Source organism: Agromyces mangrovi (assembly GCF_030296695.1).
Taxonomy (GTDB): Bacteria; Actinomycetota; Actinomycetes; order Actinomycetales; family Microbacteriaceae; genus Agromyces; species Agromyces mangrovi.
In genome coordinates this window covers 2,412,459-2,425,875 of record NZ_AP027737.1, presented here as the reverse complement: position 1 = coordinate 2,425,875, position 13,417 = coordinate 2,412,459, and the positions used below count along the sequence as shown (strand labels likewise).

Here is a 13,417-nt window from a genome sequence, read left to right as displayed (position 1 = left end):
CGAAACCCTGCACTCTCAGCCGCGAGAGCGCAGGGTTTCGACGGGTCTTGCGGGGGTGCTCCCTACTTCACGACCACCACCGTCGCCGTGGACTGCAGCTGGACCTGCTCGCCCGCGTGCAGGAAGTTCGCACGCAGCGTGAGCGAGGTCTCACCGGTCGGCACGTTGTTGTCGACGGCCGACTTGTCGAACTTCACGATCAGACGGTTCTTGTTGGCCGACACGATCGTCGCGGGCAGCGGCGAGTCCGACAGCGGCGTGATCAGCTCGGCGCCGCTCTCGTACTCGTACCCGGCGGGCAGCTCGAGGCGCGCCGTGATCGTGCCGTCGACGCCCGTGAACAGGCCGGTGTCGGATGCGAGCTGGAGCGTGCCCGGCGTGAACCGGAGCGCACCCTCGAGCACCTGGGGCTCGAGGACGACCTCGATCTTGCCGGTCGGCCGCGGGTCGGTGCAGTCGTTGAAGAAGTACTCCCCCGCGCGATCGAAGGTGTGCTCGTAGCTCTCGCCCGGCGCCAACTTCACGTTGAACTCCCCTCGAAGAACTGCGTGGCGCAGTGGTCGAGCACGTTCGGGTAGTTCGGGAACGTCTCCGCACCCGGGTTGAGGAATGTCACGGTCGTGCCGACCGGCACCTGCAGATGCGTCGGCTGCATGGCCGACTGCGAGGTGCTGTCCTGCGCCGACGCGGTGTCGGCCGTGCGGCTCGAACGGGCGAGCAGCACGGTGTCCTCCACGGTCTCGCCCGCGACGGGCCCGCCGCTGACGGGGCGACGGATCGACAGCGGTGCCGTCATCGGTCCCTCCTGGCTGCCCGAGGCCGTGACGTAGTCGCCGCCGAGCTTGAACGCCCAGAGCGAGTCGCCGCGGGTGACCGAGCCGCCGTACGGGTTCGTGGCCCCGGCCGCGAGCACGGCGACGTACTGCTCGCCGTCGACCATGTAGGTCACCGGCGCGCCGCTGATGCCCGAGCCGGTCTGGAACTCCCAGAGCACGTCGCCGTCGACCGCGTCCATCGCGAGCAGGCGCCCGTCGATCTGCCCCGCGAAGAGCAGGTCGGATGCGGTGGTCATCGGCCCCTGGCCGTGCGACATGTCCGTGCCGAGGTGGTTGGTCCACGCCACTTCTCCCGTCGAGGCGTCGTAGGCGAGGATGCCGCCGGTCTGGTACTGGCCCATGGCCCGCTGCCCGTTCGCCGAGGCGCCGTTCCAGTGCGCCACCGGGTTGGTGCCGTACGGGAAGTAGACGAGGTTCGTCGAGTGGCTGTACGAGTTGTTCGACCAGTCGCCGCCGCCGTTCTGGCTCGTCGTCGACAGGATGGGCGCGTCCCACTGCGGGTCGTACATGCAGCCCTCGCGGTGGCCCGAGGAGCCCTCCGGGTAGGTCAGGAACGGCTCGTCCTCCGCCACGTAGCTGTCGGGGTTGAACACCAGGTCGCCGTTCTCGTCGGGCTGGTAGCCGTTGTAGTTCGGCACGCCGCGCCACGGGTCGCCCGGGATGTTCTCGGGGTCGAGCGACTCCCAGACGAGGCACTCGGGCAGCAGGCGCTGCTCGGGGAACGGCTGGGTGTCGGCGTGGAGCTGCCGCGAGTCGGTGATCATCTCCTGCATGGTCACCGGCAGGGCGGGCTGTCCGTCGGTGCGGTCGAGCACGAACTGGTGGCCCGACTTGCTGCCGTAGAACACCACCTGGCGCTCCTCGCCGTCGATCTCGATGTCGGCGAGGGTCGGCGGGTGCACGTTGTCCATGTCCCACACGTCGTGGCGGATCGACTGGTAGTGCCACCGGTACTCGCCCGACTCGGCGTCGACGGCGACCATGGTGCTCGAGAACAGATTGTCGCCGGGTCGCTCGGAGCCGTTCTGCGACGAGGTGCAGCTGCGCGCGTTGCCGAACGTCATGTAGTACATGCCGAGCTCCGGGTCGACGGCGCCGTGCATCCACGGCGTGGCGCCGCCCTCGAGGGCGCAGTCGGTGCCGTCGGGCAGCACCGGCCCCCAGGTGGCGCCTGCGTCGACCGAGTTGCCGTTGACGTCGGTGAAGATCGTGCCGCGATCGGGCCCGCCGAAGAAGTGCCAGAGGAAGCTGCCGTCGCTCGCGTCGAGCGCGAACACGGCGGCGCGGTCGCCGTTCGCGGCGTGCGCGTAGACGATGCCGTCGCTGTACACGGTCGCGACCCGGTCGATGCGGCCGAGATCGAAGCCGGCCTCCGCCTCGGGCTGCACGACCCAGACCTCCTCGCCGGTGGCCTGGTCGAGTGCGACGACCCGGTCGCCGCCTGCAAGCGTGTAGATGCGCCCCTCGCCCGCCGAGACGCCGCGGCGGGTGGTCGAGGTGCCGAAGTCCGTCGGCATCCACTTCCAGACCGATTCGCCGGTGACGCCGTCGACGGCGATCACGCCGCCGCTCGGGGTGTCGAGGTAGATGACGCCGCCGACCACGATGGGCGTGGTCTGCTGGCCGACGCGGTCGCCGGCGGGCTCGACGGCCTCGACGTGGGTGCGCCACGCGGGGGCGAGTTCGTCGAGGTTGCCGGCGTCGATCTGGGTCAGGCCCGAGTAGTGCTGGTTGCCCAGGTTGCCGCCGACGGTCGGCATGTCGGCCATGGTCGGGTCGACGCCCGTGAGTCCGTCGCTCGGTGCGGCGAATCCGTCGGAGGGTGCGGCGACGAGCACGGCCGCCATCAGGGCGCCCAGCCCGATCGCGCCGAGGCTCGTCCGCTTCGCTCTCGTCCCCGCGTCGCTCGCGCGGGGGCCGTTCGGTGAGGTGTTCGCATGGTTCGGCTCCTTGGATCGTCGTTGATCGGTTCGGATCGGCACGCAAGCTATCCCCCGTACGGGGGGCCTGCAATGCATCGGCCCACCGAGTGGGCCTCCGAGCCGCCGCCGCCGCGCAAACGCGCCGCATCCGCCCACTGGCCGGGACTCCCGTTGCCCGCCGGCCCGGCCCGCGGCTACGGTCGGCCGGACCATGACCGTGCCCGAGACCCGACGCCGCGACGCCGAGCGCACGCGCACGGAGCTGCTGGACGTCGCGACCGCGGCGTTCGCCGAGGCCGGCTTCTCGGGCACCCGCGTCGACGAGATCGCGGCGCGCACGCGCACCACCAAGCGCATGATCTACTACCACTTCGGCAGCAAGGAGGAGCTGTACCTGGCGGTGCTCGAGCGCGCCTACCGCAGCATCCGCACCGCCGAGCAGGCGCTCGACGTCGGCACCCTCGCACCCGTGCAGGCGCTCCACCGCATCGCGGAGTCGACCTACGACCACCACGTCGCGCACAGCGACTTCATCCGCCTGGTCTCGATCGAGAACATCCACCGCGGAGCGTTCATCCGACGGCTCGACGCCCTGCGCACGCTGAACCGGCCGGCCCTCACCCTGCTCGACCGGGTGCTGACCCGCGGCCGGGCCGACGGCAGCTTCCGCACCGACGTCGACGCCCTCGACGTGCACCTGGTGATCAGCTCGTACTGCTTCTTCCAGGTGGCGAACCAGTACACGTTCGGCTACCTGTTCGGCCGCGACCTCTCGGCGCCCGAGCACCGCGACCGCAGCCGGGAGCTGATCGGCGACGTGGTGGTCGCGTGGGTGGGCATCCCGGCCCGCCCCACCCGTGCTCAGACCGGGGGTGAGCGGATGCCCCGAGGCGACCGCGCAGCGTGAGCGCCGCCGTGCGCACGGCCGTCGCCGCGCGCTCCGCCTCGAACGCCTCGGCCGGCCCGCAGACCGCGAGCGACGCGACGACGGCGCCCGACGGGTCGAACACGGGACTGGCGACGGATGCCACGCCGTTCGCACCGCGCAGGTCGGTCGCCACGCCGGCACGGCGCACCTCGGCGAGCGCGCGGGCCAGCGCGCTGCCCTCGCCCGACCGGTCGGCGCCCGCCACCGCCGCCAGCTCGTCGGCCGGGGCGTGCGCCAGCGCCGCGCGCCCGAGCGCACTCGCGGCCGCAGGGATCCGCACGCCGACGCGTGCCGCGGTCGCGGCCGCGGTGCGGCTGCGCATGACCGCGACGACGACCATGTCGCGCCCCTCGCGGATCGCGAGCTGTGCCGAGTGGCCGGTGACGCTGCGCAGGTCGGCCATGGTCTGCAGCGCCGCGTAGCGCAGCTCCTGCGGCTTCTCGGCGAGCTGGCCGAGCTCGAACAGGCGGATGCCGAGGTGCACGAGCTTGCCGTCGCGCTCGAGGTAGCGCTGCCGCACGAGGTCGGCGACCAGCCGCGACACGGTCGACTTGGGCAGCCCGGCGCGTGCGGCGAGGTCCGAGATGCCGAGCCCGAAGTCGTCCTCGTCGAACGCCTCGAAGATCGCGGTGATGCGGTCGAGCACGCCGAACGGCTCGCCGACCTCCGCGGGCTGGGTCGCGCTCATGCGGTCTGGAGCGAGAGTCTGCGGGTGAGGGCGGATGCCGCCTGGCGCACGAGCGGCACCATGCGCACGGGGTCCATGTCGGCGACGGGCCCGGCGATCGAGATCGCGGCGACGGGATGCCGGTCGGGCGCCAGGATGGGGCTGGCGAGTGCGACGACGCCCGGGAACGTGCCGCATCGGTCGATGGCGATCGACGTGGCCCGCACATCGGCGAGCTCGCTCGCGAACGTGCGCCGGGAGCGCGGCGCGATCTCGGCGGCGATCGAGTCGACGAGCTCGTCGTCGCTGAAGGCGAGCACGGCCTTGCCGAGCGCAGTGGTGGCGGCCGGCACGCGCACCCCGGGTCGCGAGGGCGCGGGTTGCAGCCGGCCGCGCACGGCGAGCACCGACACCATGTGCGGCCCTTCGGGCACGGCGAGGTTCAGGTGCTCGCCGGTGGCGTTGAACAGGTGGGCGAGCACGGGCAGCGCCGCGGTGCTGAGCCGGCGGGGCCTCGCCGCACGGGCGCCGAGTTCGAACAGCCGCAGCCCGATGCCGATGCCGTGGTCGGAGCGGCAGAGGTAGCGCTGGCGCACGAGCTCGCCGACGAGGCGCGAGGCCGTCGACTTCGGAATGCCCGTCTCGCGGGCGACGCTGGTGATCGTCGTTGATCCGTCCGACGCTCGCACCACCTCGAGGATGGCGATCATGCGGTCGAGCACGGAGACCGGCTCGCCCGATTGAGCGGTTCGCATGTGTGCAGTATGTGCCGCGATCGGGGGCCACGGCAAGACCTAAGTAACGATTCGGTACATTGGTTCCACTCACTGGGACTGCGTGTTGTCCCGAGGGGTCGGCATCCTCAGGATCGGATGCACCGTCGGCAGTGCAGCCGGCGCCGGCCCTGAACCACTCGACGACGAGACGCATGCCGACGAGGGCATCCAGGGATCCGGACAGGATCGGAAGGAACTGGATGACCCCCGAGGACCCCGTCGTCGACGCCGCGGGCCACCGGCTGAAGCCGGCGAAGCCCGAGCCCCGGTTCTTCCGGGTACTCGGGGCTGTGGAGGTGACGCTCGGCTGCACCTTCCTGGTGCTCATCTTCCTGGGCGTGCTCGCCCAGGTGCTCGGGCGCTACGTGCCGGTCCTGAGCTGGCCGGGCTCGGGCGAGATCGCCCGATTCAGCCTCGTGGCGCTCACCTTCGTCTGCGTCGGCTACCTGGTCGGCAACAACGGGCACATCACCATCCAGATCATCGACTACGTCGCGAAGGGGCGCGCCTTCGTCGTCGTGAAGGTCGTCGCCGCCGCCGCGACCGCCGCGATCTGCGGACTGCTCGCCTACGAGGCGTACGTGCTGATCGGGCAGAACATGTTCCGCAGCTCGACGGTCACGCGCATCCCCGTCGGCTACTTCTACGTGATCCCCCTGCTCGGGTTCACCTCGGGCATGATCCGCGCGGTCTACCGCATCTTCATCGCCGACCGCGAGGACCCGGCGCCCGTCGAGGCAGAGGCGGAGGTGCGCTGACCATGGACGTCGGAATCCTCGCGCTCGTCATCGCGGTGCTGCTCTTCCTCAGGGTGCCGGTGGGCCTCGCCATCCTCGGCCCGTGCGTGGTCTGGGCGATGCAGCAGGGCCTCTCGGTCGGCTACACCGTCTCGACCGCGTTCACCGGGGTCAACAGCTTCCCCCTGCTGGCCGTGCCGCTGTTCATCCTCGTGGGCGTGCTCGCGAACCGCCTCGGCATCGCCGAGCGGCTCTTCGAGTTCTGCCTCGCCGCGCTCTCCCGGGTGCGCGGCAACCTCGCCTACGTGAACCTCGGCACCGCGGTCGGGTTCTCCTGGATGAGCGGCTCGGCGCTCGCCGACGTCGCCGGCCTCGGCAAGATCCAGATCCCAGCGATGCGCCGGGCCGGTTACCCGATGGGCTTCGCCTCGGGCCTGACCGCATCGTCGTCGCTCATCGCACCGGTCATGCCGCCCAGCATCCCGGCCGTCATCTTCGCGTCGACGGCCGCGGTCTCGACGGGCGCCCTCTTCGCCGCATCCGTCATCCCCGCCACCCTCATGGCGACGGGCCTGCTCATCTACATCGCGATCTGGACCGCCCGCCGCCCCGAGTTCACGAGTGTGCCGTTCGACGCGCGGCGGTTCTGGCGGGCGTCGGTGCGCGTGCTCGGTGCACTCGCCACGCCGGTCATCATCCTCGGCGGCATCCTCACCGGGGTGTTCACCCCGACCGAGGCCGCCGCGACCGCCACCGTGTGGATGCTGATCCTCGGCGCGTTCTACCGCACGCTGCGCCTCAAGGTGCTGCTGCACGCACTCAAGGAGACGCTGCTCATCACGGGCGGCATCATGATCATCCTCGCCTCGGCGGCGGCGCTCGGGCTGATCCTCGCCCGCGCCCGCATCTCCGACACGGTGGCCGACTCGCTCGGCGCGCTCACCGACAACCCTCTGGTGTTCCTGCTGCTGCTGAACCTCCTGTTCATCATCCTCGGCGCGGTCATCGACGCGACCGCGATCATCCTCGTCACCGTGCCGGTGCTGATGCCGGTCGCGATCCAGTTCGGCATCGACCCGATCCACTTCGGCGTGATCACGATCGTGAACCTCATGATCGGCCTGCTCACCCCACCGGTCGGCAGCGTGCTCTACGTCACGAGCTCCGTGACGAGGGAACCGGTCGACGTGGTGATCCGCGGCATCGCGCCGTTCCTCATCCCGCTCGCTGCAGTGCTCGTGCTCATCAACCTGTTCCCCGACGTCGTGATGTTCCTGCCCAGGGCACTCGGCTTCTAGACCCCGGGTCGGCGACTCCCGAGCCGGCCACACCCAAAGAAGGAGAGAGAAAATGCAACGCAGAACACAGCGCGCGACCCGGCTGGGAACCGCCGCCGCCGTCCCGCTCGTCGTCGTGCTCGTCGCCGGCTGCGCCAGCGGCGGGGGCGACACGACCGACCCCGGCGACGGCGACGCGTCCAACCCCGAGGTCACGCTCCGGGTGGCGACGAGCCAGCCGGAGACCGCTCCGAACTACTACTGCGGCGTCGAGCTGCTGAAGGAGCGTCTCGAGGACGCGGACGTGGGGCTCACGGTCGAGCTCTTCCCCGCCAGCGCCCTCGGTCCCGACACCGAGCGCCTCACGGCGCTGCAGGCCGGCGACATCGACATCGACCTCCAGGGCTCGCCGAACCTGGCGACCATCTGGGAGCCGCTCGGCACCGTCGAGGCCGCGTACGCCTGGGACAGCCTGGACGACTTCTACGCCTTCTACGACGGCGCCGAGGGCGAGCAGCTCCAGGCCGACTGGACCGCCGCGTCGGACCTCACGTTCGCCGACCCGTGGCTGTTCGGCACGCGCACCTTCTCGACGGTCGACGCGCCGATCACCTCGCCGGACGACCTGCCGGCGGTGCCGATCCGCTTCCCCGACTCGCCGCAGTTCCTCGCGAACGCCGAGGCGATGGGGGCCAACGTCGTGACGATCGCCTATGAGGAGGTGTACGTCTCGCTGCAGCAGGGCATCGCCGCGGGCCAGGAGAACCCCATCCCCGCGACGCACAACGCCAGCTACGACGAGGTGCTCAACACGTTCAGCCTGAACGAGCACCAGTACGGCCTGCACTGGGTCACCGTGTCGAACGTCACGCTCGACAAGATGAGCGAGGAGCAGCAGGAGCTGCTGTTCAGCACCGTGAAGGAGCTCCGCGAGGAGGTGCGCGGCTGCGAGGAGGCCGACACCGAGGAGCTGCTCGACGAGTACCGCGCGAACCCCGACTTCACGGTCGTGGAGCGCGAGGACATCGACCTCGACGCGTTCCGCGAGATGGCCGAGGAGTACTTCCTCGAGTACTACGACGGCGAGACGCTCGAGCTGTACGAGACGATCCGCGGGTTCTCCGGCTGATCGGACCAGGACGACGGGATGCGGCGGCGATCGACCGCCGCATCCCGCCCGTCCGCCCCGATCGTCCCGTCACGCGCCTGAACGAAGGGCTCCCCATGAAACCGCCGCTCCACGTCCTCAACGGCCCGAACCTGAACATGCTCGGCGTACGCGAACCGCACCTGTACGGCACCACGACGCTCGCCGAGATCGAGGGCGAGTGCACGCGCATCGCCGACGAGCTCGATGTCGACCTGCGCTTCCGCCAGTCGAACGCCGAGCACCAGCTGATCGAGTGGGTGCACGAGGCCTACCGAACGGATGCCGCGGTGGTGCTGAACCCCGCGGGCCTGTCGTTCCGCTCGGTGCCGCTGCTCGACTCCGTGAAGATCCTCCGCACGCCGGTCGTGGAGCTGCACCTGACGAACATCCACCGTCGCGACGACCTGCACCGCCACTCGATCATCTCGAGCGTCGTGGACGCCGTCATCGCGGGCGCCGGGCCGTTCGGCTACGAACTGGCGATTCGAGCCGCGCACCGCATGCTCGCGACCGACGCCGTCGCGCACCGCCCGATCCCCGCGAGATGACCGTCGAGCCGTCCCCGATCCGCGTCGGCCTGGTCGGCGCGGGGTTCATGGGTGCGAAGCACGCACGGCTGGTCCAGCGGCATCCGTCGACCGAACTCATGGCCGTCGCCGACCCGCGCCCCGGTGCCGCGGACGCGTTCGACGGGGCATCCGCCTTCGCCGACCACCACGAACTGCTGGCGGCCGGCGCGGTCGACGCCGTCGTCATCGCGAACCCGAACGCGCTGCACGTCGACACCGCCATCGACTGCCTCGAGGCGGGGGTCGCCGTGCTCGTGGAGAAGCCCGTCGCGACCTCGTACCTCGAGGCGCGCCGCCTCGCCGACGCCGTCGCGCGCACCGCGGGCACCCTGCTCGTCGGCCACCACCGACGTCACCACCCGTCGATCGCGGCCGCCCGCTCGGTGCTCGCCGCAGGGGAGCTGGGCCGCATCGTCGCTGTCAGCGGCATGTGGGCCGCGCGCAAGCACGACGCCTACTTCGACGAGGAGTGGCACCGCTCCCCCGGTGCCGGCGTCATGCTCATCAACCTCATCCACGACCTCGACCTGCTGCGGCACCTCCTGGGCGAGGTGACCGCCGTGCAGGCGACCACCGGCAACGCGATCCGCAACCTGCCCGTCGAGGACACCGCGGCCGTGAACCTGACCTTCGCCGGCGGCGCGATCGGGAGCTTCCTCGCGACCGACGCCGGCGCCTCGCCCTGGGGGTGGGACCAGGGCAGCGGCGACATCCCCGATTTCCCGTTCACGCGCGACGCGTACGCGTACTGCATCACGGGCACCGCGGGCGCGCTCTCGATCCCCGACCTCGCCGCCTACGGCTACCCGGCCGGCGTCGAGGGCGAGTGGCGCAGGCCCATGCAGCGCCGGTACGCGCAGGCGGCGGCCGGCGACTCGTACTCGCGCCAGCTCGACCACTTCGTCGAGGTCGTGCGCGGCGCGACCGCTCCGATCGCGAGCGCGGCCGACGCGGCCGAGTCGCTCGCCCTCGTCGAGGCCGCCCGGCTCGCCGCCGAGCGCGGCGCGACCGTCGAGCTCGCGGACTTCCGCGATTCCCCCGGCACCCCCGGGCGCGACGCACGATGACAGTCGACGTGGTCGTGGTGGGCGGCGGGCTCGCGGGCCTCGTCGCCGCCACGGTCGCGCGCGAGGCCGGAGCATCCGTCACCCTGCTCGAAGCACGGCCCGAGCTGGGCGGCAGCACGGCGATGAGCGGCGGATGGTTCGCCTTCGCCGGCACGCCCGCACAGCGCGACGCGGGCGTCGACGACCACGACGACGCATTCCGCGCCGAGCTCGCCGAGGAGGCCGCCGGCTTCGCCGACTCCGCGCTGCTCGACGCGCTCGTCGCCGAGCAGGACGCGAGCCGCGCGTGGCTGGAGCGCCGCGGGTTCGCGCCCGAGCTGCTCACGATCAGCGCGGGCATGCGCCGGCCCCGCAGCCACCGCTACGACATCGCGGGGCTCCTGCGGGTGCTGGCCGCGGGCCTCGCCGACGACCCGGAGGCCAACGTGCTGACCGGCCGCGCGGCCGAGCGGCTCGTGGTCGACGCCTCGGGGCGGGTGACCGGCGTGGCCGCGGCGCCGACCGGCCAGGTGATCCAGGCCCGGCGCGGCGTCGTGCTCGCGACCGGCGGCTTCAGCCGCTCGCCCGACCTGCTGCGCCGGTTCGCCCCCGAGCAGCTCGCCGCGATCCCCTACGGTGGTGCCGGCAACACCGGCGACGGCCTGCGCATGGCGTGGCGGCTCGGCGCCGACGTGCTCGACGTCGGATTCGTCTCCGGCACGTTCGGCTCGCACCCGCTCACGACCGACGCCGAGCACGAGCTGCTCTCGGCGTTCTACCTCGGCGCCATCGTCGTGAACGCCCGCGGCGAGCGCTTCGCCGACGAGGCGTCCAGCTACAAGGCCATCGGCGCGAGCTGCCTCGAGCAGCCCGGCGGCATGGGGTACGAGGTCTTCGATGCCCGCGTCATGGCGAAGTCGGTGCCCGGCGCGCCGCTCTCCGACATCCGCGCCCTCGAACGCAAGGGCCGCATCGTCACCGCCGACACGATCACCGCGCTCGCCGACGCCGCGGGCATCGACCCGGACGGCCTCGCGCGTACGGTCGACGACTACAACGCCGCCCTCGCGCGCGGAGAGTCGGCCGGCCGTTCGGGCCTCGTCAACGGTGGCGGCACCCCCACGCCGATCGACCGCCCGCCGTTCCACGCCTACCCCGCGAAGACCCTCATGTCGTCGACCTACGGTGGCCTGCGCATCGCGCCGAATGCCGACGTCGTCCGCGTCGACGGCACCCGCATACGCGGACTCACGGCCGCGGGCGAGGTCACGGGCGGCTTCCACGGCCCCGGCTACATGACCGGCTCGGCCCTCACCAAGGCGCTCGTCTTCGGACGCATCGCCGCGACCACCCTCTGCGGGAGGCACCCATGAAGGCACTCGTCACCGGAGCGACCAGCGGCATCGGCCTCGCGATCGCGCGCCGACTCGCCGCCGACGGCGCCGATGTCGCCGTGGGGCATCGGCAGCAGACGGATGCCTCGGAGGTGCTCGACTCCTCCGCGCGTCGGGCGTGCGGGCCGTCGACGCCCCCGGCGACCTCGGCACGCCCGACGCCGCCGACGCGGTCGTGCGGGCGGCGGCCGAAGGGCTCGACGGGCTCGACGTCGTGGTCGCGAACGCCGGCATCATCCGCCCCGGCCGCCTGCTCGACACCGACCTCGCCGACTACGAGGAGACGTTCGCGGTGAACACGCGCGCCACCTGGCTGCTCGCCCGCGCCGCCGACCCGTGGCTGCGCGAGACCCGGGGCGCGTTCGTCGCGGTCTCCTCGATCGCCGCGAGGCATCCGCTGCCCGCCCTCGGCGCGTACAGCGCGTCGAAGGCGGCCGTGTCGGCCATGGTGCGCCAGCTCGCACTCGAGTGGGCGCCGGCGGGCGTGCGCGCGGCGAGCGTGTCGCCCGGCATGATCCTCACCCCGCTCTCCCCCGCGGCGCACGACGCCGAGCTGCGCGAGGCCCGCGCCGGCCGCATCCCGCTCGGGCGCATGGGCGCGCCGGAGGACGTCGCGGACGCCGTCGCGTTCCTCGTGGGCGAGGGCGCGTCGTACGTGACGGGCGTCGACCTCCTCGTCGACGGCGGCGTGCACGACGTGCTCATGCCGTACGCCACGGGCCTGCGGGGCTGACCGGCCCCGAGGCATCCGCTCGCACCGCCCGCAACTCGCCGTCGACTACGGGCCCGCGCACGCCGAAGCCCGGCCCCCGATCGAACCAGGGGCCGGGCCGCGTGCGACGGACGAACCGTCAGAGGGTGCAGAAGGGCTGCATGCCGATCGCCGACTCGAGGCCCGCCATGACGTGGTCCTGGAAGAACTCGTCGTTGGTGGCGCCGCCCGTCCAGACGTCGACGTTGTGGCCGAGCGTGGTGAGCCACGCCTTGCCGCCGTCGTAGTAGTGGCACCAGCTCACCGCGTGCTCCTCGCCGTGCCCGGGGTGACCGGAGTCGCGTCCGTTGAGGCTCGTGTCCTCGTCGACCTCGAGCAGCACGTTCACGTAGCTCGGGTACGGCACGAGGTTGTACCACTCGTCCTTGAACTCCCACTCGTCGGGCATGAACTCGGTCGACACGTCGTTGCCGTTGATGGTCTCGACGGTGCCGTCGCGGTTCGGCGCGTGGTCGTAGAAGTTCGCCCCGCCGAGCAGCCCCTCGTACCACGGCCAGTGGTACTCGGCGCCGAAGGCGTTGTGGATGCCCACGAAGCCGCCACCGCGCCGCACGAACTGCTTCAGGTTGGTCTGCGCGGTGTCGTCGAGCGTGTCGCGGTTCGCGCTGAGGAACACGACCGCGTTGTAGTTGTTCAGGCGGGTGAAGCTGCCGAGGTCCTCGGTGTAGTCGGCCTCGATGCCGCGATCGGCCGCCCACTCGACGAGTGCCGCCTGGGCGACGTTGGTCTCGTTCAGCGGCGGGTTCAGGCCCTCGCCGAGCCGGTCGCCGAGGTGCGCGTGGCGCGGGCCCGGCGTGTGGCTCCAGATGAGGATGCGCGGGGCGTCGTCGCCCTCCTCCCAACCGTTGCCCCAGTCGTTGTAGCAGACCGGGTCGACGCCGCGACAGACGCCGTAGTCGGTGATCGGGTCCTGGTAGACCTCGCTGATGGTGGTCGGCTGGCCGCCGAGGCCGTTGCCGTTGCCGTTGCCGGGTGCGGCCGGGGCCTGCCCCCGAAGCCGGCGGTCGCGGTGACCACGCCCGCGCCGAGCGCGGCCGCGGCAAGCAGGCCGATTCCTGATCGTACGAGTCGTTCCACTGTGATCTCCCTTGATCGATTGCGTGAGGCCGTTGGGGCGAACGTACGAGGCGAGCGGATGCCCCGGCCAGCGTCGTCCCAGCCAGCGGGAGCGTGTTCCAGTCAGCGGGACTCGGCGGCGCCCTGCTCCCTCGCCGAGTCGTCATGAAGTGCCGCTTCGGGCGCCGGAATTCCGGCACTTCATGACGACTCGCGGAGCGTCCGAGGCGAAACCAGAAGGCAATTTGGTTTTGGAGCGCCTACCGGTCACACTTGTCCGGTCCCGA

The 13,417-nt window shown here is 71.7% G+C and carries 11 protein-coding genes and 2 pseudogenes; 8 read left to right on the top strand and 5 right to left on the bottom strand.

Features of this window, described 5'->3' with window-relative positions:
* Positions 1 to 62 precede the first annotated feature (62 nt).
* Together QUE38_RS11480 and QUE38_RS11475 are read right to left on the bottom strand one after the other, a co-directional pair.
* Positions 63 to 524, bottom strand: coding sequence for a cupredoxin domain-containing protein (locus QUE38_RS11480; RefSeq protein WP_286308382.1), 462 nt, complete (start codon positions 522 to 524; stop codon positions 63 to 65).
* Complete coding sequence (locus QUE38_RS11475; protein WP_286308381.1) at positions 521 to 2,683, bottom strand: pyrroloquinoline quinone-dependent dehydrogenase; 2,163 nt, start codon at positions 2,681 to 2,683, stop codon at positions 521 to 523. Before QUE38_RS11475 ends, QUE38_RS11480 begins: the two co-directional genes overlap by 4 nt.
* Positions 2,684 to 2,969: 286 nt before the next feature.
* Here QUE38_RS11475 and QUE38_RS11470 point away from each other — a divergent pair, with 286 nt between their 5' ends.
* Complete coding sequence (locus QUE38_RS11470) at positions 2,970 to 3,665, top strand: TetR/AcrR family transcriptional regulator (protein WP_286308380.1); 696 nt, start codon at positions 2,970 to 2,972, stop codon at positions 3,663 to 3,665.
* Positions 3,666 to 3,726: 61 nt separating this feature from the next.
* Here QUE38_RS11470 and QUE38_RS11465 read toward each other — a convergent pair.
* Together QUE38_RS11465 and QUE38_RS11460 are read right to left on the bottom strand one after the other, a co-directional pair.
* Positions 3,727 to 4,374: pseudogene (locus QUE38_RS11465) on the bottom strand (IclR family transcriptional regulator); the annotation flags it as partial.
* Positions 4,371 to 5,108, bottom strand: coding sequence for an IclR family transcriptional regulator (locus QUE38_RS11460; protein WP_286308379.1), 738 nt, complete (start codon positions 5,106 to 5,108; stop codon positions 4,371 to 4,373). The pseudogene QUE38_RS11465 and the gene QUE38_RS11460, both read right to left, overlap by 4 nt.
* A 221-nt stretch (positions 5,109 to 5,329) precedes the next feature.
* Between QUE38_RS11460 and QUE38_RS11455 the strand changes: the two genes are divergently transcribed.
* From QUE38_RS11455 to QUE38_RS11425, 7 genes and pseudogenes are all read left to right on the top strand, one after another.
* The gene (locus tag QUE38_RS11455; RefSeq protein WP_286308378.1) at positions 5,330 to 5,887 is read left to right on the top strand and encodes a TRAP transporter small permease; all 558 of its coding nucleotides are present in this window, start codon (positions 5,330 to 5,332) and stop codon (positions 5,885 to 5,887) included.
* A 2-nt stretch (positions 5,888 to 5,889) separates the two neighbouring features.
* On the top strand, positions 5,890 to 7,164 hold the full coding sequence (locus QUE38_RS11450; protein WP_286308377.1) for a TRAP transporter large permease: 1,275 nt from the start codon (positions 5,890 to 5,892) through the stop codon (positions 7,162 to 7,164).
* 52 nt (positions 7,165 to 7,216) lie between these two features.
* Positions 7,217 to 8,272, top strand: coding sequence for a TRAP transporter substrate-binding protein DctP (gene dctP, locus QUE38_RS11445; RefSeq protein WP_286308376.1), 1,056 nt, complete (start codon positions 7,217 to 7,219; stop codon positions 8,270 to 8,272).
* Positions 8,273 to 8,367: 95 nt separating this feature from the next.
* Positions 8,368 to 8,841 carry a type II 3-dehydroquinate dehydratase gene (locus tag QUE38_RS11440; protein ID WP_286308375.1) on the top strand — a complete coding sequence of 158 codons (474 nt, stop codon included), beginning with the start codon at positions 8,368 to 8,370 and terminating at the stop codon, positions 8,839 to 8,841.
* Entirely contained in the window at positions 8,838 to 9,929 is a 1,092-nt protein-coding gene (locus tag QUE38_RS11435) for a Gfo/Idh/MocA family protein (protein WP_286308374.1), read from the top strand. Before QUE38_RS11440 ends, QUE38_RS11435 begins: the two co-directional genes overlap by 4 nt.
* Positions 9,926 to 11,281 carry an FAD-dependent oxidoreductase gene (locus QUE38_RS11430; RefSeq protein ID WP_286308373.1) on the top strand — a complete coding sequence of 452 codons (1,356 nt, stop codon included), beginning with the start codon at positions 9,926 to 9,928 and terminating at the stop codon, positions 11,279 to 11,281. Before QUE38_RS11435 ends, QUE38_RS11430 begins: the two co-directional genes overlap by 4 nt.
* Positions 11,278 to 12,035 (top strand): annotated as a pseudogene (locus QUE38_RS11425) (SDR family NAD(P)-dependent oxidoreductase). The gene QUE38_RS11430 and the pseudogene QUE38_RS11425 overlap by 4 nt, the downstream one beginning before the upstream one ends.
* A gap of 118 nt (positions 12,036 to 12,153) precedes the next feature.
* On the opposite strand, the gene QUE38_RS11420 reads toward QUE38_RS11425, so the two are convergent.
* A complete protein-coding gene (locus QUE38_RS11420; protein ID WP_286311798.1) occupies positions 12,154 to 12,753 on the bottom strand; it encodes a ThuA domain-containing protein in 600 nt (199 codons plus the stop codon).
* Between the last annotated feature and the right edge of the window lie 664 nt (positions 12,754 to 13,417).

Bases quoted from the DNA above. Each gene is read 5' to 3' on its own strand.
- QUE38_RS11475 (WP_286308381.1), bottom strand. From the start codon at position 2,683: ATGGCGGCCGTGCTCGTCGCCGCACCCTCCGACGGATTCGCCGCACCG.
- QUE38_RS11470 (WP_286308380.1), top strand. From the start codon at position 2,970: ATGACCGTGCCCGAGACCCGACGCCGCGACGCCGAGCGCACGCGCACG.
- QUE38_RS11460 (WP_286308379.1), bottom strand. From the start codon at position 5,108: ATGCGAACCGCTCAATCGGGCGAGCCGGTCTCCGTGCTCGACCGCATG.
- QUE38_RS11455 (WP_286308378.1), top strand. From the start codon at position 5,330: ATGACCCCCGAGGACCCCGTCGTCGACGCCGCGGGCCACCGGCTGAAG.
- QUE38_RS11450 (WP_286308377.1), top strand. From the start codon at position 5,890: ATGGACGTCGGAATCCTCGCGCTCGTCATCGCGGTGCTGCTCTTCCTC.
- dctP (WP_286308376.1), top strand. From the start codon at position 7,217: ATGCAACGCAGAACACAGCGCGCGACCCGGCTGGGAACCGCCGCCGCC.
- QUE38_RS11440 (WP_286308375.1), top strand. From the start codon at position 8,368: ATGAAACCGCCGCTCCACGTCCTCAACGGCCCGAACCTGAACATGCTC.
- QUE38_RS11435 (WP_286308374.1), top strand. From the start codon at position 8,838: ATGACCGTCGAGCCGTCCCCGATCCGCGTCGGCCTGGTCGGCGCGGGG.
- QUE38_RS11430 (WP_286308373.1), top strand. From the start codon at position 9,926: ATGACAGTCGACGTGGTCGTGGTGGGCGGCGGGCTCGCGGGCCTCGTC.